This window comes from Streptomyces sp. NPDC048507 (assembly GCF_043199995.1).
In the GTDB taxonomy this organism is placed as follows: domain Bacteria; phylum Actinomycetota; class Actinomycetes; order Streptomycetales; family Streptomycetaceae; genus Streptomyces.
The window spans coordinates 402,758-425,559 of sequence record NZ_JBICWZ010000007.1; the positions used below are offsets into that span (position 1 = coordinate 402,758).

The following is a 22,802-nucleotide window of genomic DNA, read 5'->3' on the forward strand; positions in this document are numbered from 1 at the left end:
AGCCAACGCTATGAAGGTATGACAATTACGGCGCGCGGGGTGACTGCAAACGAGGGGCCCGGACTCCTCCGAAAAGGTGTCCGGGCCCCTCAGGGTCACGCTGTGCGGTGAACGGCTACTGGTTCGCGTTCTCGCCGCGGTAGTACTCGTACACCCAGCCCCACAGGCCGATCAGGATCAGCGGCGCCGAGAAGTACATCAGCCACCAGCCGAAGATGACGCCCATGAAGGCGAAGGCGCCACCGATCGCCAGCGAGAGCGGCTGCCAGCTGTGCGGGGAGAAGAACCCCAGCTCGCCCGCCTCGTCGGCGACGTCGGCCTCCAGGTTGTCCTGGGCCATCTCGTCCACGCGCTTGGCCGTGAAGGCCAGGTAGTAGCCGATCATGGCGCTCAGGCCGAAGGCCAGCGCGAGCGCGGTGGTGCCGACCGGCTCCTTCGACCACACGCCGTACACGACGGTCATGATCAGGATGAAGGCGGCGAGCCAGAGGAACATCTTGCCCTGGATCTTCACTTGCCGGCCTCCTTGCCACCGGTGACGGCCTTGGTGCCGGCGCCGTGGTCCGCGAGGTGGTCGAGGGCCGCGATCTCCGGGTGGTGCAGGTCGAACGCCGGGGATTCACTGCGGATCCGCGGCAGGGTGAGGAAGTTGTGCCGCGGCGGCGGGCAGGACGTCGCCCATTCGAGCGAACGGCCGTAGCCCCACGGGTCGTCGACCTCGACCTTCTTGCCGTACTTCGCCGTCTTCCAGACGTTGTACATGAAGGGCAGCATCGACAGGCCCAGCAGGAACGAGCTGATCGTGGAGATCGTGTTCAGCGCCGTGAAGCCGTCGGCCGCGAGGTAGTCCGCGTAACGACGCGGCATGCCCTCGACGCCCAGCCAGTGCTGCACCAGGAAGGTGCCGTGGAAGCCGATGAACAGCGTCCAGAAGGTGATCTTGCCGAGGCGCTCGTCCAGCATCTTGCCCGTGAACTTCGGCCACCAGAAGTGGAAGCCGGAGAACATCGCGAAGACCACGGTGCCGAAGATGACGTAGTGGAAGTGCGCGACGACGAAGTACGAGTCGGAGACGTGGAAGTCCATCGGGGGCGAGGCCAGGATGACGCCGGTCAGACCACCGAAGGTGAAGGTGATCAGGAAGCCGACGGCCCAGAGCATCGGGGTCTCGAAGGACAGCGAGCCCTTCCACATGGTGCCGATCCAGTTGAAGAACTTCACACCGGTCGGGACCGCGATCAGGAAGGTCATGAACGAGAAGAACGGCAGCAGCACACCACCGGTGACGTACATGTGGTGGGCCCACACGGTCACGGAGAGGCCGGCGATCGAGATCGTCGCCGCGATCAGACCGATGTAACCGAACATCGGCTTGCGCGAGAAGACCGGGATCACTTCGGAGATGATGCCGAAGAACGGCAGCGCGATGATGTACACCTCTGGGTGTCCGAAGAACCAGAAGAGGTGTTGCCAGAGTAGGGCGCCGCCGTTGGCGGCGTCGAAGACGTGCGCACCGAACTTCCGGTCGGCCTCCAGCGCGAAGAGCGCGGCGGCGAGCACCGGGAAGGCGAGCAGGACCAGGACACCGGTCAGCAGGACGTTCCAGGTGAAGATCGGCATGCGGAACATCGTCATGCCGGGAGCGCGCATGCAGATGATCGTGGTGATGAAGTTGACCGAGCCGAGGATCGTGCCGAAGCCGGAGAAGGCCAGACCCATGATCCACATGTCGGCGCCGATGCCCGGCGAGCGGACGGCGTCCGACAGCGGGGAGTAGGCGAACCAGCCGAAGTCGGCCGCACCCGAGGGGGTGACGAAGCCGGCCACCGCGATGGACGAGCCGAAGAGGTACAGCCAGTACGCGAACATGTTCAGCCGCGGGAACGCCACGTCGGGCGCGCCGATCTGCAGCGGCATGATCCAGTTCGCGAAACCGGCGAACAGCGGGGTCGCGAACATCAGCAGCATGATCGTGCCATGCATGGTGAACGCCTGGTTGAACTGTTCGTTCGACATGATCTGCGTGCCCGGACGGGCCAGCTCGGCGCGCATGAAGAGCGCCATGATCCCGCCGATGATGAAGAACACGAACGACGTGACCAGGTACATCGTGCCGATGGTCTTGTGGTCGGTCGTGGTCATCCACTTCACGACCACGTTGCCCGGCTGCTTGCGCCGCACCGGCAGCTCGTTCTCATACGAGTCGGCGGCGGCACCCTGGGATTCGTTGAGGATGCTCACAGTTTGTTCAGCTCCGCATTCCGGGCCGGGTCAGTCTGCTTGATGCCGGCGGGGAGGAAGCCGGTCTGCCCCTTCTCCGCCAGTTCCTTCAGGTGCGCCCGGTACTTCTCCGGCGAGACGACCTTCACGTTGAAGAGCATCCGGGAGTGGTCGACACCGCAGAGCTCGGCGCACTTGCCCATGAAGGTGCCTTCCTGGGTCGGGGTGACCTCGAAGACATTGGTGTGACCGGGGATGACGTCCTGCTTGAACAGGAAGGGCACCACCCAGAAGGAGTGGATGACGTCGTTCGACGACAGGATGAAGCGGACCTTCTCGCCCTTGGGCAGGTAGAGGGTCGGCCCCGGGTTGTTGGTGTCCGGGTTCCGGTCGCCGGGGACGCCCTTCTCGTAGACGCCTTCGGCGCCCGCGGGGAAGTCCTTGGTGAAGCGGTCCGGAATGGTCGCGATCTCCTTCGGGACCTCGCCGGCCTTCGGAGTCGCGGCATCGCCGTCGACGTTCTCGACGTAGTTGAAGCCCCAGCTCCACTGGAAGCCGACCACGTTGATCGTGTGGGCCGGCTTGGCGGAGAGGGAGAGCAGCTTCGACTCGTCGCGCGCGGTGAAGTAGAAGAGCACCGAGACGATGATGAGCGGGACCACGGTGTACAGCGCCTCGATGGGCATGTTGTACCGGGTCTGCGCGGGGACCTCGATCTTCGTCCGGCTACGCCGGTGGAAGATGACGCTCCACATGATCAGGCCCCACACCAGGATGCCCGTAAGGAGAGCGGCCGCCCAGGATCCCTGCCACAGGGAGAGGATGCGAGGCGCCTCCTCCGTGACCGGGGTGGGCATTCCGAGGCGGGGGAAGTCTTTCCAGGTGTACGAGCAACCAGTGGCGGTCGCCAGGACCACGCCCGCAGTCAGCGCCTGCAGCAGCTTCCGCCGCATCGGGCGCCGCGGCGAGCGGTCGGAGCCGTAGGGACTCACGTAGCGCCTTCCCGAGAGTCTCGGCCCGCGCGGCCGGCCGCGGCCGTGTTCGGGTCGGTCGCCGGCCCTGACGCAGGCAGGGGTTTGGATGTTTATGCGGACCAAACCCTACTGGACGCTATTTGGGGTCGCGCGGGGAGGGTGCCCAACGCGCCGCTACTGCCCCCGAAGGGATGGATCCGCCGTCCGGGGGACGGTCCATCCGGCCCTGAACGGCAGGCTCCGGAAGACATCTGACGGCCCCTGACCACGGCCTGTTGCCGCCGCCGGTTAGCGTGGCCGGATGCCCTACTTCGACACCGCGTCAGCCGCCCCACTGCACCCCGTGGCCCGTCAGGCGCTCCAGGCCGCCCTGGACGAGGGCTGGGCGGACCCGGCCCGGCTGTACCGGGAGGGGCGGCGGGCCCGGCTGCTGCTGGACGCGGCGCGCGAGGCGGCGGCCGAGGCGGTCGGATGCCGGGCCGACGAGCTCTCTTTCACTCCTTCGGGGACGCACGCGGTTCACACGGGCGTCGCCGGGGTCCTGGCGGGCCGCCGGCGCGTCGGCGGCCATCTGGTCGTATCGGCGGTCGAACACAGTTCTGTACTGCAGGCGGCGCAGGCCCACGGGGCGGCGGGCGGCACGGTGACGCAGGTGCCGGTCGACCGGCTCGGCGCGGTCTCGCCCGACGGCTACGCGGACGCGCTGGGCCCCGGCACCGCCCTGGCCTGCCTCCAGTCGGCCAACCACGAGGTGGGCACGGTCCAGCCGGTGGCGGAGGTGGCCGGGGTCTGCGCGGAGGCCGGGGTGCCGCTGCTGGTGGACGCGGCGCAGTCGCTGGGCTGGGGCCGGGTGCCGCAGGGCTGGTCGGTGCTGACCGCGAGCGCCCACAAGTGGGGCGGCCCGCCGGGGGTCGGGCTCCTCGCCGTCCGCAAGGGCGTCCGCTTCGCCCCGCAACACCCCTCGGACGAGAGGGAGTCGGGCCGCTCCCCCGGCTTCGTCAACCTGCCCGCCGCCGTCGCGGCGGCGGCCTCCCTGCGGGCGGTCCGGGCGGAGGCCGACGCGGAGGCCGCGCGGCTGCGGGTGCTGGTGGACCGGATCCGGCGGCGGGTGGCCCGGCTGGTCCCGGACGTGGAGGTGGTGGGCGACCCGGACCGGCGGCTGCCGCACCTGGTCACCTTCTCCTGCCTGTACGTGGACGGCGAGACCCTGCTCCACGAGCTGGACCGGGCCGGGTACTCGGTCTCCTCGGGCTCCTCCTGCACCAGCTCCACGCTGACCCCCAGTCACGTGCTGCGGGCGATGGGGGTGCTGTCGGAGGGCAACGTCCGGGTGGCCCTGCCGCCGGGGACCTCCGCGGACGAGGTGAACGGCTTCCTGGAGGTGCTGCCCGGGGTGGTGGCCGGGGTCCGGGAGAAGCTCGGCGTCACGCAGGCGCCGCCCGTCGCCCCGGTGGCGGACTCCGTCGAGGTCGACGCCCTGGGGCTGCGCTGCCCGCAGCCGGTGATCGAGCTGGCCCGGAGCATCGGCCGGGTTCCGGTCGGCGGCACCGTGACCGTCCTGTCGGACGACGAGGTCGCCCGCCTGGACGTCCCGGCCTGGTGCGCGATGCGCGGCCACGCCTACCTGGGCGAGGCCCCGCACCCGCGCGGCACGGCCTACACGGTGCGCCGCCTCGTCTGAGGCGGCGGGCCGGACCCGCCCGGCGGGCGGGTGCGGCCCCCTCGCGCACCCTCGTCGCGCGCCCTCGTTGCGCGCCCTCGTCGCGTCAGGCGGAGGCAGCCGTCAGGTACGTGCGGACCTCGGCGGCCGCCGCGTCCCCGTACGCCTTGGTGAAGCGCTCCATGAAGTGCGCCCGCGCCAGGGTGTACTCCTGGGTGCCCAGCGTCTCGATGACGAGGGTGGCCAGCATGCAGCCGACCTGCGCGGCCCGCTCCAGGCCGACGCCCCAGCCGAGCCCGGTCAGGAAGCCCGCGCGGAACGCGTCGCCGACGCCGGTCGGGTCGACCTTCGCGGTCTCCTCCGGGCAGCCCACGACGATCGGCTCCTGGCCGGCCCGCTCGATCCGCACTCCCCGCGCGCCCAGCGTGGTCACCCGGGTGCCGACCTTGGCCAGGATCTCCGCGTCGCTCCAGCCGGACTTCGACTCGATGAGGCCCTTCTCGTACTCGTTCGAGAAGAGGTACGTCGCCCCCTCCATCAGGGTGCGGATGTTCTCGCCGTCCATCCGGGCGATCTGCTGCGAGAAGTCCGCGGCGAAGGGGATCCCGCGCGTGCGGCACTCCTCCGTGTGGCGCAGCATCGCCTCGGGGTCGTCGGCGCCGATGAGGACGAGGTCCAGTCCGCCCACCCGGTCGGCGACGGCCTTGAGCTCGATCTGGCGGGCCTCGCTCATCGCGCCCGTGTAGAAGGAGCCGATCTGGTTGTGGTCGGCGTCCGTGGTGCACACGAAGCGCGCGGTGTGAAGCACCTCGGAGATCCGCACGGACGCGGTGTCGACGCCGTGCCGCTCCAGCCAGGCGCGGTACTCGTCGAAGTCCGAGCCGGCCGCGCCGACCAGGATCGGGCGGGTGCCCAGCTGCCCCATGCCGAAGCAGATGTTCGGTCCGACGCCGCCCCGGCGCACGTCGAGGTTGTCGACGAGGAAGGAGAGGGAGACCGTGTGGAGCTGGTCGGCGACCAGCTGGTCGGCGAAGCGGCCCGGGAAGGTCATGAGGTGGTCGGTGGCGATGGAGCCGGTGACTGCGATGCGCACGGCGTGGATGCTCCTGCGGAGGACGGCGGGGGACAGTCAAAACTACCCGGTCCGCGGCGGCAGGCCGACCCGGCGAAACTACCCCGTAGTAGGACTTCCTTCACCCGCGCCGCCGTGCCTACCGTGCCTCCATGACCTCTACCGATGGCTTCGGGTACTCCGAGTACACCGCCGGCGCCCGCCCCGGCCTCGCCCGGCTGCTGGGCGACTGCGCCCGGATGGCCCCGCACTGGCCGGTGCCCCGGGAACCGCGTCCGGACCGGGTGACGGCGTCCCAGATCCACGGCATCAGCGTCCCGCCCGCCTCGGCCCGCCTGATCGCCGCCACGGCGGTGTACGGGGACTGACGGCCCCGGCACCGCACGGAGGGGAAGGGAACCGGTTCCGCGCCCGCCGCGTCACACCCGCATCACGTACGGCGGGACAACGCGAAGGAGCGAAGCGGTGACCAGCGAACAACCCGACACCGGTACCACACGCACCACACGACGGCGGCCGTCCTGGGCCATCGGCTCGATCGCGGCCGCCGTCCTGCTGGCCGGCGGCGGGACGGCCTACTGGGCGTCGACGGCCTACGGGGACGCCTCGGGCAACGGCAGCCGTACGAGTGACAGCGCGGCCGCCGCCCCGCGCCCGGCGGGCTCCCCCCCGGGCCCCGGCATCGCCCCCGGCGAGCCGGACCCGTCCGGCGGCCCGGTGACCTACCGGGCCGAGGGCCCGCTCCCCCAGGCCCCGGCGGACGGCGCGCCCGCCTTCGCCGCGTCCGGCGAGGTCTCCGCCGAGGAGGTGGCGAAGCTCGCCCGCGCCCTCGGCATCCCGGGCGCGCCCCGGCTGAGCGGCGAGGAGTGGCGGGCCGGTCAGGACGCCGACGGGTCCGGACCCCGGCTGACGGTCACCCGCAAGGCCCCCGGGACCTGGAGCTTCTCCCGCTTCCAGGGCGCCGCGCCGGGCGGGAACGGCGCCGGGGACGACTGCGTGCGCGGCAAGGACACCTGCGGCCCGGCCACCCTTCCGCAGGGCGGCGGCGGGGGCTCGGCGGCGGCCGGTTCGGACGCCGCGGGCGCGCCCGTCGGCGAGCAGGCGGCCAAGGCGGCCGCGGCCCCGGTGCTGGCGGCGGCCGGGCAGGCCGACGCCGCGGTGGACGCCCGGCTCACCCGGGACTCCGTACGGGTGGTGAGCGCCGATCCGGTGGTGGGCGGGCTGCCCACCACGGGCTGGCCGACCAAGCTGACCGTGGCGGCCGACGCCTCGGTGGTGGCGGGCAGCGGCGAGCTGAAGGCCCCGGTCCGGGCGGCCGTGCGGCCGGTGGTCGGCGCCGACGAGGCGCTGGCCCGGCTCAACGCGCCGGCCGGGGGCGGCGACGGCAGCGGCCCGGGCCCCGGCGGCTGCGCGACCTCGGTCCCGCTGACCCCGGACACCCCGACGGGTGCGACGGACACGCTGCCCTGCAACCCGGAGCCGCGCCCGCTCAAGCCGCCGCGGACCGAGACCGTACGGGGGGCCGTGCTGGGTCTGGCCCCGGGGACGGTCGACGGCGGGCGGGGCCTGGTCCCGGCCTGGCTGTTCGAGGTGGCGGGCAAGGACGGCGGGGCGAGCCGCACGGTGGCGGGCCCGGCGGCCAAGGACGAGGGCGGCGGCGCGCCGGTGCCCCCGCAGGGCCGTACGGTCCCCGGGTTCTCGTACGCGCAGGCCGACCGGACCCTGACGGTGAACTTCTGGGGCAGCGTGTGCAGCACGTACGCCCTGGAGGCGCGCGAGGAGGGCGGCTCGGTGCTGGTGAAGATCACGGACACTCCGAAACAGCCCGGCCAGGCGTGCATCATGCTGGCGCAGGAGACCTCGGTGACGGCGCGGCTCCAGCAGCCGCTCGGCGACCGCAAGGTGGTCGACGCGACGACGGGCAAGGAACTCCCCCGCCAGTAGCCCCGGCGGGCGGCCGCGGGTACGCACGAGGGCCCGGGTACCGGACGATTTCCGTCCGGTACCCGGGCCCTCGGTCGTGCGGGGTCAGCCGGGCCGGGGCCTAGCTGAAGGAGTCGCCGCAGGCGCAGGAGCCGGTGGCGTTCGGGTTGTCGATGGTGAAGCCCTGCTTCTCGATGGTGTCGACGAAGTCGATCGAGGCACCGTGCAGGTACGGGGAGCTCATCCGGTCGGTGACGACCTTGACGCCGTCGAAGTCCTTGACGACGTCGCCGTCGAGGGACCGCTCGTCGAAGAAGAGCTGGTAGCGCAGGCCGGAGCAGCCGCCGGGCTGGACGGCGACGCGCAGCGCCAGGTCATCGCGGCCTTCCTGCTCCAGCAGGGTCCTGACCTTGTCGGCGGCGGCGTCGGACAGGAGGATGCCGTCGCTCACGGTGGTCTTGTCGTCCTGTACGGACATCTGCATTCACTCCCGAAGTGGGCGGCTCCCCGCCGGAGGCTGGGGAAACGTCGGACTCTTGCCGTCGGTGGCAACCAGCGGGACCGCGGATTCATTCCGGGCCCGCCGCCTTGTTTCAGATATTCATGCTCGCACACCCGGGCGGAGCGGTGGACCCCGCGCGGAGGGCCGGTGGAGCGGCACGGGCCGGCCGGGGCGAATGCGTCACATCGACACTATCGGCATCGTCAAAGTGACGTGAAGCGGTTATGATAGATAGCGTCAAATAGACGAGAAGTCGAAGCGATGTCTCCCCCGAAGTCCCTTGTCGCAGAACAGAAAGGGTGCGTGTCGTGACCACCGCCCAGCCTTTGGACGTCCAGCCGACGCCCCTCGCCCTGCTGCTGCTCGGCCGCGAGGCCGACCCCAGGAGCGAGCGCGGTGTGGAATGTCCCGGCGACCTGCCCTCGCCGTCCGACCCGAACCTGGTGGCCCGCGCCCGCGCGGCCAAGGAGAAGCTCGGGGACAAGGTCTTCATCCTCGGCCACCACTACCAGCGTGACGAGGTCATCGAGTTCGCCGACGTCACCGGCGACTCCTTCAAGCTGGCCAAGGACGCCGCCGCCAAGCCGGAGGCCGAGTACATCGTCTTCTGCGGCGTGCACTTCATGGCCGAGTCGGCGGACATCCTGACCTCGGACGACCAGAGGGTCGTCCTGCCCGACCTCGCGGCCGGCTGCTCGATGGCCGACATGGCCACCGCCGAGCAGGTCGCGGAGTGCTGGGACGTGCTGACGGAGGCCGGCGTCGCCGGTGCGACGGTGCCCGTCTCCTACATGAACTCCTCCGCCGACATCAAGGCCTTCACCGGCAAGCACGGCGGCACGATCTGCACCTCGTCCAACGCGAAGAAGGCCCTGGAGTGGGCGTTCGAGCAGGGCGAGAAGGTGCTGTTCCTCCCCGACCAGCACCTGGGCCGCAACACCGCCGTCCGCGACATGGGCATGTCCCTGGACGACTGCGTGCTCTACAACCCGCACAAGCCGGGCGGCGGCCTGACCGCCGAGCAGCTGCGGAACGCCAAGATGATCCTGTGGCGCGGCCACTGCTCGGTGCACGGCCGGTTCTCGGTCGACTCGGTCGAGGACGTCCGGGCGCGGATCCCCGGGGTGAACGTCCTGGTCCACCCCGAGTGCAAGCACGAGGTCGTGGCGGCCGCGGACTACGTCGGCTCGACGGAGTACATCATCAAGGCGCTGGAGGCGGCCCCGGCCGGTTCCAAGTGGGCGATCGGCACCGAGCTGAACCTGGTCCGGCGGCTGGCGAACCGTTTCGCCGCGGAGGACAAGGAGGTCGTCTTCCTCGACAAGACGGTCTGCTTCTGCTCGACGATGAACCGCATCGACCTCCCCCACCTCGTGTGGACCCTGGAGTCCCTGGCCGAGGGCAACCTCGTCAACCAGATCCGGGTCGACAAGGAGACGGAGAGCTTCGCGAAGCTCGCGCTGGAGCGGATGCTGGCCCTGCCGTAACGCGCCGCCGTAACGCGCTGCCGTAACGCCGGCCGCACGCACGAGGGGGGCGCCGGGCAACAGCCCGGCGGCCCCCTCGCGTTGGCCGGGTCAGACCTTGGCCGGGGTCTCCTCGCCGGCGGCCGGCTTCGGGACCACCGTCAGGCGGGCCGACTTCTTCGCGCGACGGCGGTCCTTGCGGAGCTCGACCATCGTGTAGAGCGTCGGCACCAGCAGCAGGGTCAGCAGCGTGGAGCTGACCAGGCCGCCGATCACCACGACCGCGAGCGGCTGCGAGATGAAACCGCCCTCGCCGGTGACGCCGAGCGCCATCGGCAGCAGGGCGAAGATCGTCGCCAGGGCCGTCATCAGGATCGGGCGGAGCCGGTGGCGGCCGCCCTCGATGACCGCCTCGACGACGCCCAGCCCCTGCGCCCGGTACTGGTTGACCAGGTCGATCAGGACGATCGCGTTGGTCACCACGATGCCGATGAGCATCAGCATGCCGATCATCGCCGGGACGCCCATGGGGGTGCCGGTGGCGATCAGCAGGCCCAGCGCGCCCGTGGCCGCGAAGGGGATGGAGACCAGCAGGATCAGCGGCTGGACCAGCGAGCGGAACGTCGCGACCAGCAGCATGAACACGATCGCGATGGCCGCGAGCATGGCCAGGCCCAGCGAGCCGAAGGCGTCGTCCTGGTCCTGGGAGACGCCGCCGATCGCGACGCTGGCCCCGGCCGGCAGGTCGAGGGCCTTGATCTTGTTCTGCAGGGTGACGCTGACCGCGCCCGTGTTGTCGCCGACCGGCTTGGCGGTGATGGTCGCCGCGCGGGCGCCGTCGATCCGGGTCATCGCGACCGGGCCGGGCACCACCTTGACGTCGGCGATGTCGCCGAGCCTGACGGGGCCGACGGGCAGGGCCTGGAGCTCGGCCAGGGTGGTGGCCGGGCGGGAGGAGCGGACCACGACGTCCCGCTCGGTGTCGTCCAGTACGGCCTTGGCCACCTGGCTGCCCCGGACGGCCTGCGCGACGACCGCGCCCAGCGCGGCCTGGTTCAGGCCGGCCTCGGCGGTCTTGGGCGTGGCGGTGACGGAGATCCGCGGCACCGACTGGGCCAGGTCGCTCTGGACGTCGGTGACGTCCTTGATGGTGGCGACCTCGGCGCGCACCTGCTCGGCGGCCTCGGCGAGCACACCCGCGTCACCGGCCTTGACGACCACGCTCAGGTTCTGGCTGCCGAAGCCGCCGCCCGCCGAGAGGGAGGTGTCGCCGATGCCGTCCAGCTTGGCCAGGGCGTCCTGGATGCGCTGCTTGACCGCCTCGGAGTCCTTGGCCTCGTCCAGGGTGACCTGGTAGGAGGCCTGGTTGGTGCCGGTGCCGCCGCCGAAGGCGGCGAGGAAGCCGGAGGAGCCGACGGTGACCTGGTAGTCCTTGACCCCCTCGACGGAGGCAAGGGCCTTCTCCACCTTGCGGCTCGCCTCGTCGGAGGCGGCGAGCGAGGTGCCCGGGGCCAGCTCCTGCTTGACGGTCAGGACGTCCTGGTCGCCCTGGTCGAAGAAGTTCGTCTTCAGCAGCGGGGTCATGCCGAAGGTGGCGACCAGGACGACGACCGCGATGGCCACACTGGTCAGGCGGCGCCGGGTGGCGAAGCCCAGGACCCGTACGTAGAGCTTCTGCAGGCGGCTGCGCGCCTCCTTCTCCTCGGCGTCCCGGCGGGCCTTCTCCGGGTCCTGCGAGGTGCCCTTGGGGGCGCGCAGGAACCAGAACGACAGGACCGGTACGACCGTCAGCGACACCAGCAGCGAGGCCAGCAGGGCGGCGGTCACGGTGAGCGAGAAGGAGCCGAACAGCTCGCCGATCATGCCGCCGACCAGGCCGATCGGCAGGAACACGGCGACGGTGGTCAGCGTCGAGGAGGTGACCGCGCCGGCCACTTCGCGCACGGCGGCGATGATGGCGGCCTCGCGCTCCTCGCCGTAGCCGAGGTGGCGCTTGATGTTCTCCAGGACCACGATCGAGTCGTCGACGACGCGGCCGATGGCGATGGTGAGCGCGCCCAGCGTCAGCATGTTCAGCGACAGGTCGCGGGTCCACAGCACGATCAGGGCGAGGACCACGGACAGCGGGATGGAGACCGCGGTGACCAGCGTCGAGCGGATCGAGCCGAGGAAGACCAGGATCACGATCACCGCGAAGGCGAGACCGAGCAGGCCCTCGGTGGTGAGGCCGGAGATGGACTTGGCCACGGCCGGACCCTGGTCGCTGACGACGGTCAGCGCGGCGCCGGAGCCGAGGGTGGAGCGCAGCTCGGGGAGCTTGTCCTTGACGGCGTCGGAGATGGCGACGGCGCTGCCGTCCTTGTCCATGGTCAGGACGAGGGCGAGGCTGGGCTTGCCGTTGGTGCGGGTGATGGAGTCGGCGGCGGCCGGCTCCTGCTTGACCGCGGCCACGTCACCGAGGCGCACGGCCGGCTTGCCCGGACCGGGGCTCAGCCGCAGGTCCTCCAGCTGGGCGAGGGAGGTGTAGCCGGAGCCGACGCGGACGGTGCGGTTCTTGCCCTCCTCGTCGAAGGAGCCGGCGGGAACGGTCGCGCCGCCCGCCTTGAGGCCCTCGCCGAGCTTCGTGGCGTCGAGGCCGGCCGCGGCGAGCTTCGCGTCGTCGGGGGTGACGGTGACCTGGAGGTCACGGACGCCGTCCACGCTGACCTGCGCGACGCCGGGGACGTCCTCCAGGACGGGGACGACGGACTTGTTCAGCTGGTCGGCGAGGGCCTGCTGGTCCTTGTCCGAGGTGGCGGCGAGGACGACGGTGGGGATGTCGTCGGTGGAGCCGGCGACCACCTGGGGGTCGACCTCGGAGGGCAGCCGGACGCGGGCCCGGTTGACGGCCTGCTGGACGTCGGCGACGAGCTGCTTGGTGCCGCTGTCGCCGTAGTCGAAGGTGGCCCGGATGAGGGCGTTGCCCTCGCTGGCGGTGGAGGTGATGCCGGTGATGCCGTCGACGCCCTTGAGGGTCGCCTCGATCGGCTCGATGACCTGCTTCTCCACCACGTCGGGCGAGGCGCCCTGGTACGGCGCGAGCACGGACACCATGGGCAGTTCGATGGAGGGCAGCAGCTGCTGCTTGAGCTGCGGGATGGCGATGGCGCCGAAGAGCAGCGCGATGATCGACACGAGGCCGATCAGCGCTCTCTGGGCAAGGCTGAAGCGGGACAGCCATGACATGGGCGTGGGATCTCTCTGCAGTACGTAGGCGAGGGCTCCTCAGCCTCTCCCGCCGCCGTACGCCGACGCGTCGCTCCCAGGTGCCGTCCTTGTGTGCGGCGTACCGCGTCCGCAGTACTCCGTGGGGTGTGGCGGCGCGCGGATCAGTCGGCGCGCGAGCGGACCAGGCCCGATTCGTACGCGATGACCACCAATTGCGCCCGGTCGCGGGCGCCGAGCTTGGCCATGGCCCGGTTGACGTGGGTCTTGACGGTGAGCGGGCTGACCTCCAGCCGGGCCGCGATGCCGTCGTTGGACAGGCCCGCGGCGACCAGGACGAGGACCTCGCGCTCGCGGACGGTGAGCGCGGCGAGGCGTTCGGCGTGGGCCGAGCCGGCGGCGGGCGCCTCCGCGGGGCCGCCCTGGGCGAGGAAGCTGGCGATCAGACCCTTGGTCGCGGCCGGGGAGAGCAGTGCCTCGCCGGCCGCCGCGAGGCGGATGGCGTTCAGCAGCTCGTCGGGCTCGGCGCCCTTGCCGAGGAAGCCGGAGGCCCCGGCGCGCAGGGCCTGGATCACGTACTCGTCCACCTCGAAGGTGGTGAGCATGACGATCCGGACCCCGGACAGCCCGGGGTCGGCGCTGATCATGCGGGTGGCGGCGAGCCCGTCGGTGCCCGGCATCCGGATGTCCATGAGGACCACGTCGGCCTCCCGTTCGCGCGCCAGGGCATAGGCCTGGGCGCCGTCGGAGGCCTCGCCGACGACCTGCATGTCGGGCTCGGAGTCGACGAGCACCTTGAAGGCGCTGCGCAGCAGCGCCTGGTCGTCGGCGAGCAGCACCCTGATGGGGCGGCCGGCCTGTGTCTGGGTCCCCGTGTCGTCCACCCCCGAAGGGTACGCGCGACGGTGGCGGGCGCTCAGCCCAGTGCGAGGACCAGCAGGGCGGCGGTGGCCGCCACCTCGCACAGGGCGCCGAAGACGTCCCCGGTGACCCCGCCGAAGCGGCGGACGCAGCGGCGCAGCAGGAGGTCCGCGGCCAGCAGCCCCGCCCCGACGGCCGCCGCGTGCCGGGCGGCTCCGGGCAGGCCGGCCGGCAGCGCGGCCAAGGCGGCGGCCAGGGCGACGGCGCCGGCCACGGCGGCCGCGGCGGGGCGCGGGACGACGCCCGCGACCGCCGCGCCGAGGCCTTCGGGGCGGGCCGCGGGAACCCCGGCCCGGGAGGCCAGGGTCATCGCGAGGCGGGCGGTGACGGCGGCGACCACCACGGCGAGCGCCCCGGCCGCCCAGCCGTCCTCGGCGTAGACGTTCGCCAGGGCGGCCACCTGAACCAGGAACACGACGAGGAGGGAGATGACCCCGAAGGGGCCGATGTCGGACTGCTTCATGATCCGCAGGGCGTCTTCGGCGGGCTTCGCGCTGCCCAGTCCGTCGGCGGTGTCGGCGAGTCCGTCGAGGTGGAGCCCGCGGGTCAGCGCGGCCGGGACGGCGACGGCGGCGACCGCGGCGAGCAGCGGACCGCCGCCCAGGACGAGCAGGAGGGCGCCGGCCGCCGCGGCGAGCAGGCCGAGGGCCAGGCCGACGAGCGGGGCGCAGGCCATGCCGCTGCGGGCGGCGGGCCGGTCCCAGCGGGTGATCCGGGCGGGCAGCACGCTCAGCGTGCCGAACGCGAAGCGGATTCCGTCGGCGAGGGAGGCGCGCTCGGAGGGCGGCACCGGTGGTGGATCATCGAACGAGTCTGTCATCGGCGCGAACGCTACCCGCTCCGGGACGGCGGTAAATTTCGCAATACGCGCCAAAACGGGAGCAGGTGTCGTGGGTCACTGGTGGTACCGGAACATCATCGAGCCGGGCAAGCTCCCGCTGCTGCTCGCCCTGCTGTCCTTCGTGCTGTCCTTCCTGGTCACCCGGGTGATCACCCGGCTGATCCGGGCCGGCCGGGGCCCCTTCAAGAACATCACCCCGGGCGGGCTGCACGTCCACCACGTGGTCCCGGGGGTGGTCCTCGTGATCATCGGGGGTTTCGGTGCGGTCGGCAGCGGCCAGCACAGCTTCGGGTCCGGGCTGTCCGCGGTGCTGTTCGGGCTGGGCGCCGGGCTGGTGCTGGACGAGTTCGCGCTGATCCTGCACCTCGACGACGTGTACTGGAGCGAGCAGGGCCGCAAGAGCGTGGAGGTCGTGGTGCTGACGGCCGCGGTGGTCGCGCTGGTACTGGGCGGGTTCCTGCCCTTCGGGGTCAACGAGCTGAGTCCCGACGAGCGGCACAGCCGGGGGCTGGTCGTCATGAACACCGCCACCAACTTCTTCCTGGCGCTGGTGGCGCTGTGGAAGGGGAAGGCGCGTACCGCGGTGTTCGGGACGGTGATCCCCTTCGCGGCCCTGATCGGCGCGGTCCGCCTCGCCCGGCCGGACTCCCCCTACGCGAAGAGGTTCTACGCGAACCGCCCGCGCGCCCGGGCCAAGGCCGGTCTGCGGGCCTTCCGCCACGACCGCCGCTGGGCCCGGCCGCGCCGCAGGTTCGAGGAGTTCATCGGCGGCACCCCGGACCCCGAGCGCACCGGGCGCAGGCGGCCCGGCGGGCACCACGGGGACGGGCCGGCCGGCCCCGGGTGAGCGAACCGGGGGTGAGCGAAGGGCCCGCCCCCGGTGCGGGGGCGGGCCCTTCGTCGTCGGTGCGGCCCCGCCCGCCGGGTGTCCTGGGTGCGGCGGGCGGCGGGCGCGTCAGCCCGGGATCAGGCCGTCGTCGCTGAGCATCTGCCGGACCTCGTCCAGCGAGGCCCCGGGGGCGGGGAGGATCAGCTCGGACGGCTCCAGGGCGTCGTCGGGGAGCGGCTCGCCGAGGCGGCGCACGGCGTCGAGCAGTTCGCCCAGCGTGCGCCGGAAGCCCTCTTCGTCGCCGGACTCCATCTCCGCGAGGAGGTCGTCGTCCAGCCTGTTGAGCTCGGTGAGGTGACCGTCGGCCAGCTTCACCTGGCCCTCCCCCATGATGCGGACAATCATGACGGGCCCCTGTCCTACTGCTTGTCGAACCGGTGCTGGGTCTGCGAGGGCTGGGCGGTGCCCGGGGCGCCGCCCTCGATGGCCTGCTGCTGCGCGGACGGGCCGCCCGCCAGCTCGGCCTTCATCCGCTGGAGCTCCAGCTCGACGTCGGTGCCGCCGGAGAGGCGGTCCAGCTCGGCCTGGATGTCGTCCTTGGAGCCGAGGCCGCTCTGGTCGTCGAGGGCGCCGGAGGCCAGCAGCTCGTCGATCGCGCCGGCCCGGGCCTGGAGCTGGGCGGTCTTGTCCTCGGCCCGCTGGATGGCCAGGCCGACGTCGCTCATCTCCTCCGAGATGCCGGAGAAGGACTCCGCGATCCTGGTCTGCGCCTGGGCCGCGGTGTAGGTGGCCTTGATGGTCTCCTTCTTCGTGCGGAAGGCGTCCACCTTGGCCTGGAGGCGCTGCGCGGCGAGCGTCAGCTTCTCCTCCTCGCCCTGGAGGGTCTGGTGCTGCACCTCCAGGTCGCTGACCTGCTGCTGGAGGGAGGCCCGGCGGGACAGGGCCTCGCGGGCCAGGTCCTCGCGGCCCAGGGCGAGCGCCTTGCGGCCCTGGTCCTCCAGCTTGGCGGACTGGCCCTGGAGCTGGTTCAGCTGCAGTTCCAGGCGCTTGCGGGAGGTCGCCACGTCGGCGACTCCGCGGCGTACCTTCTGCAGCAGCTCCAGCTGCTTCTGGTACGAGTAGTCGAGGGTCTCGCGCGGGTCCTCGGCCCGGTCAAGGGCCTTGTTCGCCTTCGCGCGGAAGATCATCCCCATACGCTTCATGACACCGCTCATGGGCTTCGCGCGCCCCCTTCTAGACGGACTGTGCTCCAGGTCACCGACAGGACCCACAGTACGGGCCCTGTCTCCATTACCGCACTGTTCGAGTACGGATGCGCTCCTCCTCCAGGACGAGTACTCCCGCGCCGTGTCAGGCGTGAGGAGTAGGTGATCCCCGAGACCGGGCGGACCCCCGCACTGGGAAGACGCCCGCCGTTGCCGGATCGTTCCCCGCCGGGGTGGGGTGCGTGCGCGCGACCACGTAGGCTTGGGTTTTGTGTTTGGTAGCCGCTCCTCCAAGGAAGAGAAGGCCGCCGCCGCCGACAAGGTGAGCGCCGACCTCTCGCAGCCCCGTGACCCACAGGCCCCGAAGGGCCGCCCTACGCCGAAGCGTGCTGTGGCCCAGTCGCAGCGCAAGGCCGTGGTGGCCTCGACCGGCAATCGCAAGGAGGACGCCAAGCGAGCCCGTGAACGCCGCCGCGAGGAAATGGCCAAGCAGCGCGTGGCGCTGGCCAACGGCGACGAGCGGTACCTGCCCGCCCGCGACAAGGGCCCGGTCCGCAAGTTCGTCCGCGACTACGTGGACTCCCGCTTCTCCGTCGCCGAGATGTTCCTGCCGCTCGCGGTGATCATCCTGGCGCTGAGCGTGGTCCGGGTGCCGTCGATCCAGAACATCGCGCTGATGCTGTGGCTCGGCGTGATCGTCCTGATCATCCTCGACTCCATCGGCCTCTTCATCCGCCTGCGCAAGGCGCTGAACGAGCGCTTCGCGAACGAGCCGCGCCGCGGCGCGGTCGCGTACGGCCTGATGCGCACGCTCCAGATGCGCCGGCTCCGCCTGCCGAAGCCGCAGGTCAAGCGCGGGGAACGGCCCTGAACGAGGGCTTCGCGCAGGGCGCGCGGCTGTGGCTCGAAGGCCTGGGCGGACTGCGCAACGCCGTCCGGCAGGAGCTCGTGGGCCGGCAGGTCGAGGAGCAGATCGCCCACCGCTTCCCGGTGGGGCAGCGGCTGCGCGTCCTCGACGTCGGCATGGGGCAGGGGACGCAGGCGCTGCGCCTGGCCCGCGCCGGTCACAAGGTCACCGGCCTGGAGCAGGACCCGGCGATGCTGGAGGCGGCCCGCGAGGCGCTGGCCGCCGAACCGGCCGGCATCCGCGACCGGGTGCGGCTGCTGGAGGGTGACGGCCGCGAGACGGGCGTGCACTTCGTACCGGGCAGCTTCGACGTGGTGCTGTGCCACGGGGTGCTGATGTACGTGCCCGAGGCGGACGCCATGCTCGCCGGGCTGGCCCGGATGCTGGCGCCCGGCGGCCTGCTCTCCCTGCTGGTGCGCAACGGCGACGCCCTCGCGCTGCGGCCGGGACTGGCCGGGGACTGGGGGAAGGCGCTGTCCGCCTTCGACACCGTCGACTACACGAACCGGCTCGGCATGGACGTGCGCGCCGACCGGCTGGCCGACCTGACCGCGACCCTGTCCGGGATCGGCGCTCCGCTCGCCATCTGGTACGGGGTACGGGTCTTCACCGACGGCACCGAGGCCGGTGGCGAGCTCCCGCCGGACGCGGAGCTCGAAGCCCTGCTCGCCGCCGAGGAGCGCGCCGGGCGCACCGACCCGTACCGCTCGGTGGCGGCGCTGCTGCACCTGTGCGGGGTCCGCGGCTAGGCCGCGCCCCCACCCCCTCTTCACCGCGCTCCCGTCCGGTCCTCCGGGCGGGAGCGCTGCCGTCTGCCGGGCCCGTGCCTAAACCGCGGGCCGCAGGCCGGCGAGGACCACCTCCAGGGCCAGCTCCGTCATCGCGGGCAGCGGGGAGTCCTCCAGGAGGCCGGCCACCGCCAGGGTGGCGAGGCCGTGGACGGTGGAGAAGGCGACCTGCGCCAGCCGGACGGGATCTCCCGCGCGCACGGCGCCGTCCCGCTGCCCCTCCGCCATCAGCTCCGCCACGATCCGCAGGCTCTCGTGCCCGAGCTCGCGCAGCTCCGCGCTGGAGCCGTCGGCGTGCTTCGCCGTGAACATGAGGTCCAGCAGCGCCGTGTGGCCGACCGCGAAGCCCAGGTAGGCCTGGCCCAGTTCGGCCAATCGCACCCCGACCGGGCCGCGGGCGCCGTCGGCGGCGGCCCGCATGCGCGCGTTGAGCGCGGTGAAGCCGCTGACGGCCAGCGCATCCAGCAGGGCCTGGCGGTCGCGGAAGTGGCGCGCGGGCGCCGCGTGGCTGACGCCGAGGTCACGGGCCAGCCCGCGCAGGCTCAGCCCCTCGGCCCCCGCTTCGGCGAGGACGGTTTCGGCGCGCTCCAGCAGGGCGGCCCTGAGGTTGCCGTGGTGGTAGGACTCGTCGGCGGCCAAGGTGGCCTCCCCTCTGGATGTTGTCGTTGACAACAATGATGTCGGTGCCTACATTGATGATGACCCCCACCCCCCTCGTAACGGAGCAGCGGTCATGTCGATCACGTACCGGGGCACGGTCGCCCTGATCACCGGAGCGAGCGCGGGACTCGGCGCCGAATTCGCCCGCCAGTGGGCCGAGCGCGGAGCCGACCTGGTGCTGGTGGCCCGCCGCCTCGACCGCCTGGAGGAACTGGCCGCCTCCCTGGAGCGGCAGCACGGGATACGCGCCACCGCGGTCGCCGCCGACCTGGCGCGGCCCGGAGCGGGCGAGGCGCTGCGCGCCGAGCTCGACGCCCGGGGAATCCGGATCCAGACCCTGGTCAACAACGCCGGCTTCGGCAGCCACGGCCCCTTCCTGGAGCAGGACCCGGCGCAGGTCGACCGGATGATCCAGCTCAACGTCACGGCGGTGGCGGGCCTGACCCGGGCCTTCCTGCCCGACCTGGTCGCCGACGGCCGGGGCGCCCTGGTCACCCTCGCCAGCGCGGCGGCCTACCAGCCCACCCCCGCCATGGCGGTCTACGGAGCGACGAAGGCCTTCGTACTGAGCCTGACCGAGGCCATCGCCTACGAGACCCGCCGCTCGCCGCTGCGCGTCCTGGCCGTCTCCCCCGGTCCGACCAGCACCGAGTTCTTCGACGTCGTGGGCAGCCGGGACGCCGCCGTCGGCAGGATGGCCACGCCCGAGCAGGTCGTCACCACCGCCCGGCGCGCCCTGGAGCGCTCCTCGACCCCGCCGAGCGTGATCGCCGGTCTGGGCAACCGGCTGTCCGCCCTGGCCTCCGCCCTGGCCCCGCGCCGCCTCACCCTGGCCGTCGCCGGACGCGCCCTGAAGGCCTGACGCCCGGCGGGCCGGGACCGCCCGCACGGGACGTCCCGGCCCGCCGTGCGGGGGCTACGCCTCGGCGGCCGCGCGCAGGCTCATCACGTAGATCTGGGTACCGTCCTCGAAGAGCGTCACCTGCTCCGCGCCGCCGTCCAGGAGCTCCTTCCAGACCTCCCCGATCCAGGACTCCGCGTCGCCCTGGGTCGTGAACTCCTCCGGCTCCACCGCCGGGCTCGTCTCCGTGCCGTCGGCCGCCTCGAACCGCCACGTCCACACCATGTCCGCCTCCGTTGCTCGCACGCGTTCTCACACTTCTCGGCATGAGTGTGCCCGCAGAGTAACCGGGCGCGCACCACTCCCGGCGACGCGGGAGGATCTCCGTGTGGAACTCACTCTGCTCGGCACCGGTACCCCCGAAGGACTGCCCCGCCCCGGCTGTCCCTGCGCCGCCTGCGCGGTCAGCGTGGGCGGCCTGGCCCGCGCCGCGACCGCCGTGCTCGTGGACGGGGCGCTGCTGCTGGACCTGACCCCCGGGGCGGTGCTGGCCGGGGCCCGCGCCGGGCACTCGCTGGCCGGCGTGCGCCAGGTGCTGCTGACGCACCCGCACGACGGGCCGCCCGTCGAGCTGCCGCCCGGGCTGCCCGCCGCGGGCCGGGTGCCGGACGGCCGGGAGCTGGCGGTCATCAGCGGTCACCGGGTGCGGGCGGTGCCGATGGACGCGCCGGGCACCGGCTACGAGGTCACCGGCCCGGACGGGAGCCGACTGCTGTACCTGCCGCCGGGCGGCGCGCCCGCAGGCACCACCGGGACGACGGCCCGCCGCGCGTACGACGTGGTCCTCGCCGATGTGCTCGGCCGCCCCGAAGCCCTGGCCCGGCTGCGCGCGAGCGGCGCGGTGGGCCCGGCCACCGACGTGATCGCCGTGCACCTGGACCACGACACCCCGCCGGGCCGGGAGCTGGAGCGCCGGTGCGCGGCGGCCGGCGCCCGCGCCGTGCCGGACGGCACCACGGTGGTGGCGGGCGAGTACCGCGCGGGCCCGGACGTGCCCCGGCGCACCCTGGTGCTGGGCGGTGCCCGCTCGGGCAAGTCCGTCGAGGCCGAACGGCGCCTGGAGGCCTACCCGGAGGTGGTCTACGCGGCCACCTCCGGGACCCGCGAGGACGACGCGGACTGGGCCCGGCGCGTCGGCCTGCACCGCGAGCGCCGCCCGGCCGGCTGGCGGACGGTGGAGACCTGCGACCTGGCGCCGCTGCTGGCGGGGTCCGGGCCCCCGCTGCTGATCGACTGCCTCGCGCTGTGGCTCACCGACGCCATGGACCGGGCCGGGGCCTGGGACGACGCCGTGTGGGAGGCGCGGGGCCGCGGGGAGCTGCGCGACCGGGTGGCCGAGCTGGTCGCGGCGGTCCGCGCGGCCCGCCGCGCGGTGGTGCTCGTCAGCAACGAGGTGGGCTCCGGAGTGGTCCCCGCGACCGCGTCGGGGCGGCGGTTCCGCGACGAGCTGGGCCGCCTCAACAACGCGGTGGCGGGCGAGTGCGAGCACGTCCTGCTGGTGGTGGCGGGGCAGGCCCTCGTCCTGAAGGGGCAACCGGGGTGACGGACCGCCACGGGATCGGCGGCACACCCCCTGAGGCAGGGCCTGACCGGCTGTAGTCTCTGCCAGATGACCACGCTGAATCTCGACGACTTCTCCGATCTGATCGAACGCCCCGACGGGGGCGTCCGGCGTGACGCCGAGGATCGCCGTGAGCGGCTGGCCGTGCCGCCCGGCGCGCTGGGCCGGCTCGACGAGCTCGCCGAATGGCTGGCCGCCGCCCAGGGGCGGGTCCCGGTCAAGCCGATCGAGCGGCCGCGCGTCGTCCTGTTCGCCGCCGACCACGGGATCGCGGCCCGGGGCGTCTCCGCCCGCCCCGCCGGCGGCGCCCACGCGCTGGTGCGGTCCGTCCTGGACGGGAGCAGCCCGGTGTCCGTCCTGGCCGGGCGGCTCGGCGCGGGCGTGCGCGTGGTCGACACCGGCCTCGACTGCGATCCGGCCCTCCTCCCCGAGGACGTGACGCGCCACCGCGTCCGGCGCGGCAGCGGACGGATCGACGTGGAGGACGCGCTGACGGCGCAGGAGGCCGAGGCCGCCCTGCGGCTGGGCATCGCGATCGCCGACGAGGAGGCCGACTCCGGTACGGACCTGGTCGTCCTCGGCGACCTGAGCGTGGGCGGCACCACCGTGGCCGCCGTCCTGGTCGCCGCGCTGTGCGGAACGGACGCGTCCGTGGTGACCGGGCGCGGCGGTGTGCCGATCGACGACCTGGCCTGGATGCGCAAGTGCGCCGCGATCCGCGACGCGCTGCGACGCGCCCGGCCGGTGCTCGGCGACCAGCTGGCCCTGCTGGCCGCGGTCGGCGGCACGGACGTCGCCGCGATCACCGGTTTCCTGCTCCAGTGCGCGGTGCGCCGCACCCCCGTCATCCTGGACGGGGTCGTCTCGGCGGCCTGCGGACTGGTGGCCCAGCGGGCCGCCTTCCGGGCCCCGGACTGGTGGCTGGCCGGACAGACCAGCGGAGAACCGGGCCAGGCCAAGGCCCTGGACCGGATGGCACTCAACCCCGTGCTCGACCACGGCGTCACAGTGGGGGAAGGAACCGGGGCCTTGCTGGCACTCCCCCTGGTCCAGGCGGCCGCCGCACTCGCGGCGGAACTCCCGGAGCGGGCGGCCGTGGAACAGCCGACGGACTGAGACACCGGGCACTACGGGCCTGACCAGTCCGCAGTGCACGCACTGCCTGTGG

General features: G+C 72.6%; 22 protein-coding genes. 10 read left to right on the forward strand and 12 right to left on the reverse strand.

The genetic code is table 11. The features are described from left to right. Positions 1 to 115: 115 nt before the first annotated feature. The 3 genes from ACGFXC_RS22090 to coxB are packed head-to-tail and all read right to left on the reverse strand — an operon-like array spanning position 116 to position 3,212. Complete coding sequence (locus ACGFXC_RS22090; RefSeq protein ID WP_351820933.1) at positions 116 to 514, reverse strand: cytochrome c oxidase subunit 4; 399 nt, start codon at positions 512 to 514, stop codon at positions 116 to 118. After that, the gene (gene ctaD / locus ACGFXC_RS22095) at positions 511 to 2,241 is read right to left on the reverse strand and encodes a cytochrome c oxidase subunit I (protein WP_393715226.1); all 1,731 of its coding nucleotides are present in this window, start codon (positions 2,239 to 2,241) and stop codon (positions 511 to 513) included. The genes ACGFXC_RS22090 and ctaD overlap by 4 nt, the downstream gene beginning before the upstream one ends. Continuing rightward, on the reverse strand, positions 2,238 to 3,212 hold the full coding sequence (gene coxB, locus ACGFXC_RS22100) for a cytochrome c oxidase subunit II (RefSeq protein WP_393715228.1): 975 nt from the start codon (positions 3,210 to 3,212) through the stop codon (positions 2,238 to 2,240). The genes ctaD and coxB overlap by 4 nt, the downstream gene beginning before the upstream one ends. 283 nt (positions 3,213 to 3,495) lie before the next feature. Here coxB and ACGFXC_RS22105 point away from each other — a divergent pair, with 283 nt between their 5' ends. Further along, positions 3,496 to 4,875, forward strand: a complete 1,380-nt coding sequence (locus ACGFXC_RS22105; protein WP_393715229.1) for a cysteine desulfurase/sulfurtransferase TusA family protein — start codon at positions 3,496 to 3,498, stop codon at positions 4,873 to 4,875. A gap of 85 nt (positions 4,876 to 4,960) precedes the next feature. On the opposite strand, the gene ACGFXC_RS22110 is transcribed toward ACGFXC_RS22105, so the two are convergent. Continuing rightward, positions 4,961 to 5,947, reverse strand: coding sequence for a carbohydrate kinase family protein (locus ACGFXC_RS22110; protein WP_393715231.1), 987 nt, complete (start codon positions 5,945 to 5,947; stop codon positions 4,961 to 4,963). Positions 5,948 to 6,078: 131 nt separating this feature from the next. On the opposite strand from ACGFXC_RS22110, the gene ACGFXC_RS22115 reads away from it, so the two are divergent. Beyond that, positions 6,079 to 6,294, forward strand: a complete 216-nt coding sequence (locus tag ACGFXC_RS22115) for a hypothetical protein (RefSeq protein ID WP_393715232.1) — start codon at positions 6,079 to 6,081, stop codon at positions 6,292 to 6,294. 97 nt (positions 6,295 to 6,391) lie between these two features. After that, on the forward strand, positions 6,392 to 7,870 hold the full coding sequence (locus tag ACGFXC_RS22120; protein WP_393715234.1) for a hypothetical protein: 1,479 nt from the start codon (positions 6,392 to 6,394) through the stop codon (positions 7,868 to 7,870). A 100-nt stretch (positions 7,871 to 7,970) separates the two neighbouring features. Here the strand turns inward: ACGFXC_RS22120 and erpA are convergent, their stop codons facing one another. Then, a complete protein-coding gene (gene erpA / locus ACGFXC_RS22125; RefSeq protein WP_214940913.1) occupies positions 7,971 to 8,327 on the reverse strand; it encodes an iron-sulfur cluster insertion protein ErpA in 357 nt (118 codons plus the stop codon). A 323-nt stretch (positions 8,328 to 8,650) separates the two neighbouring features. Here erpA and nadA point away from each other — a divergent pair, with 323 nt between their 5' ends. Further along, positions 8,651 to 9,838: a quinolinate synthase NadA gene (gene nadA / locus ACGFXC_RS22130; RefSeq protein WP_393715236.1), complete on the forward strand. Its 1,188-nt coding sequence runs from the start codon at positions 8,651 to 8,653 to the stop codon at positions 9,836 to 9,838. A 90-nt stretch (positions 9,839 to 9,928) separates the two neighbouring features. On the opposite strand, the gene ACGFXC_RS22135 is transcribed toward nadA, so the two are convergent. From ACGFXC_RS22135 to ACGFXC_RS22145, 3 genes are all read right to left on the reverse strand, one after another. Beyond that, positions 9,929 to 13,042, reverse strand: coding sequence for an efflux RND transporter permease subunit (locus tag ACGFXC_RS22135; protein WP_393715238.1), 3,114 nt, complete (start codon positions 13,040 to 13,042; stop codon positions 9,929 to 9,931). A gap of 143 nt (positions 13,043 to 13,185) precedes the next feature. Further along, on the reverse strand, positions 13,186 to 13,905 hold the full coding sequence (locus tag ACGFXC_RS22140; RefSeq protein WP_393715240.1) for a response regulator: 720 nt from the start codon (positions 13,903 to 13,905) through the stop codon (positions 13,186 to 13,188). Positions 13,906 to 13,937: 32 nt separating this feature from the next. Further along, on the reverse strand, positions 13,938 to 14,762 hold the full coding sequence (locus tag ACGFXC_RS22145; protein WP_393715242.1) for an adenosylcobinamide-GDP ribazoletransferase: 825 nt from the start codon (positions 14,760 to 14,762) through the stop codon (positions 13,938 to 13,940). Positions 14,763 to 14,832: 70 nt separating this feature from the next. Here ACGFXC_RS22145 and ACGFXC_RS22150 point away from each other — a divergent pair, with 70 nt between their 5' ends. Next, positions 14,833 to 15,630 carry a hypothetical protein gene (locus ACGFXC_RS22150; protein WP_393715244.1) on the forward strand — a complete coding sequence of 266 codons (798 nt, stop codon included), beginning with the start codon at positions 14,833 to 14,835 and terminating at the stop codon, positions 15,628 to 15,630. 108 nt (positions 15,631 to 15,738) lie between these two features. Here ACGFXC_RS22150 and ACGFXC_RS22155 read toward each other — a convergent pair whose 3' ends face one another. Beyond that, positions 15,739 to 16,017, reverse strand: a complete 279-nt coding sequence (locus ACGFXC_RS22155) for a hypothetical protein (protein WP_393715245.1) — start codon at positions 16,015 to 16,017, stop codon at positions 15,739 to 15,741. Between the two features lie 14 nt (positions 16,018 to 16,031). Further along, the gene (locus ACGFXC_RS22160; protein WP_351830546.1) at positions 16,032 to 16,826 is read right to left on the reverse strand and encodes a PspA/IM30 family protein; all 795 of its coding nucleotides are present in this window, start codon (positions 16,824 to 16,826) and stop codon (positions 16,032 to 16,034) included. Between the two features lie 253 nt (positions 16,827 to 17,079). Between ACGFXC_RS22160 and ACGFXC_RS22165 the strand changes: the two genes are divergently transcribed. Then, complete coding sequence (locus tag ACGFXC_RS22165; protein ID WP_393715247.1) at positions 17,080 to 17,688, forward strand: DUF3043 domain-containing protein; 609 nt, start codon at positions 17,080 to 17,082, stop codon at positions 17,686 to 17,688. A gap of 77 nt (positions 17,689 to 17,765) precedes the next feature. Further along, positions 17,766 to 18,473: a class I SAM-dependent methyltransferase gene (locus tag ACGFXC_RS22170; RefSeq protein ID WP_393715249.1), complete on the forward strand. Its 708-nt coding sequence runs from the start codon at positions 17,766 to 17,768 to the stop codon at positions 18,471 to 18,473. Between the two features lie 78 nt (positions 18,474 to 18,551). On the opposite strand, the gene ACGFXC_RS22175 is transcribed toward ACGFXC_RS22170, so the two are convergent. Then, on the reverse strand, positions 18,552 to 19,151 hold the full coding sequence (locus ACGFXC_RS22175; RefSeq protein ID WP_393715250.1) for a TetR/AcrR family transcriptional regulator: 600 nt from the start codon (positions 19,149 to 19,151) through the stop codon (positions 18,552 to 18,554). 94 nt (positions 19,152 to 19,245) lie between these two features. Here ACGFXC_RS22175 and ACGFXC_RS22180 point away from each other — a divergent pair, with 94 nt between their 5' ends. Then, positions 19,246 to 20,034 (forward strand): SDR family NAD(P)-dependent oxidoreductase, encoded by a 789-nt coding sequence (locus tag ACGFXC_RS22180; protein ID WP_393715251.1) that lies wholly within the window; start codon positions 19,246 to 19,248, stop codon positions 20,032 to 20,034. Positions 20,035 to 20,088: 54 nt separating this feature from the next. Here ACGFXC_RS22180 and ACGFXC_RS22185 read toward each other — a convergent pair whose 3' ends face one another. Next, entirely contained in the window at positions 20,089 to 20,298 is a 210-nt protein-coding gene (locus ACGFXC_RS22185; protein WP_393715382.1) for a hypothetical protein, read from the reverse strand. A 103-nt stretch (positions 20,299 to 20,401) separates the two neighbouring features. Here ACGFXC_RS22185 and ACGFXC_RS22190 point away from each other — a divergent pair, with 103 nt between their 5' ends. Both ACGFXC_RS22190 and cobT read left to right on the forward strand, forming a co-directional pair. Further along, the gene (locus ACGFXC_RS22190; protein ID WP_393715253.1) at positions 20,402 to 21,616 is read left to right on the forward strand and encodes a bifunctional adenosylcobinamide kinase/adenosylcobinamide-phosphate guanylyltransferase; all 1,215 of its coding nucleotides are present in this window, start codon (positions 20,402 to 20,404) and stop codon (positions 21,614 to 21,616) included. Positions 21,617 to 21,682: 66 nt separating this feature from the next. After that, positions 21,683 to 22,750 carry a nicotinate-nucleotide--dimethylbenzimidazole phosphoribosyltransferase gene (gene cobT / locus ACGFXC_RS22195; RefSeq protein ID WP_393715254.1) on the forward strand — a complete coding sequence of 356 codons (1,068 nt, stop codon included), beginning with the start codon at positions 21,683 to 21,685 and terminating at the stop codon, positions 22,748 to 22,750. Positions 22,751 to 22,802: the final 52 nt, after the last annotated feature.

What these genes read in the sequence shown, in the direction of transcription:
- cobT (WP_393715254.1), top strand. Translation starts at nt 21,683, where the DNA reads ATGACCACGCTGAATCTCGACGACTTCTCCGATCTGATCGAACGCCCC.
- ACGFXC_RS22145 (WP_393715242.1), bottom strand. Translation starts at nt 14,762, where the DNA reads ATGACAGACTCGTTCGATGATCCACCACCGGTGCCGCCCTCCGAGCGC.
- ACGFXC_RS22135 (WP_393715238.1), bottom strand. Translation starts at nt 13,042, where the DNA reads ATGTCATGGCTGTCCCGCTTCAGCCTTGCCCAGAGAGCGCTGATCGGC.
- ACGFXC_RS22155 (WP_393715245.1), bottom strand. Translation starts at nt 16,017, where the DNA reads ATGATTGTCCGCATCATGGGGGAGGGCCAGGTGAAGCTGGCCGACGGT.
- ACGFXC_RS22160 (WP_351830546.1), bottom strand. Translation starts at nt 16,826, where the DNA reads ATGAGCGGTGTCATGAAGCGTATGGGGATGATCTTCCGCGCGAAGGCG.
- ACGFXC_RS22180 (WP_393715251.1), top strand. Translation starts at nt 19,246, where the DNA reads ATGTCGATCACGTACCGGGGCACGGTCGCCCTGATCACCGGAGCGAGC.
- erpA (WP_214940913.1), bottom strand. Translation starts at nt 8,327, where the DNA reads ATGTCCGTACAGGACGACAAGACCACCGTGAGCGACGGCATCCTCCTG.
- ACGFXC_RS22185 (WP_393715382.1), bottom strand. Translation starts at nt 20,298, where the DNA reads ATGGTGTGGACGTGGCGGTTCGAGGCGGCCGACGGCACGGAGACGAGC.
- ACGFXC_RS22105 (WP_393715229.1), top strand. Translation starts at nt 3,496, where the DNA reads ATGCCCTACTTCGACACCGCGTCAGCCGCCCCACTGCACCCCGTGGCC.
- ACGFXC_RS22115 (WP_393715232.1), top strand. Translation starts at nt 6,079, where the DNA reads ATGACCTCTACCGATGGCTTCGGGTACTCCGAGTACACCGCCGGCGCC.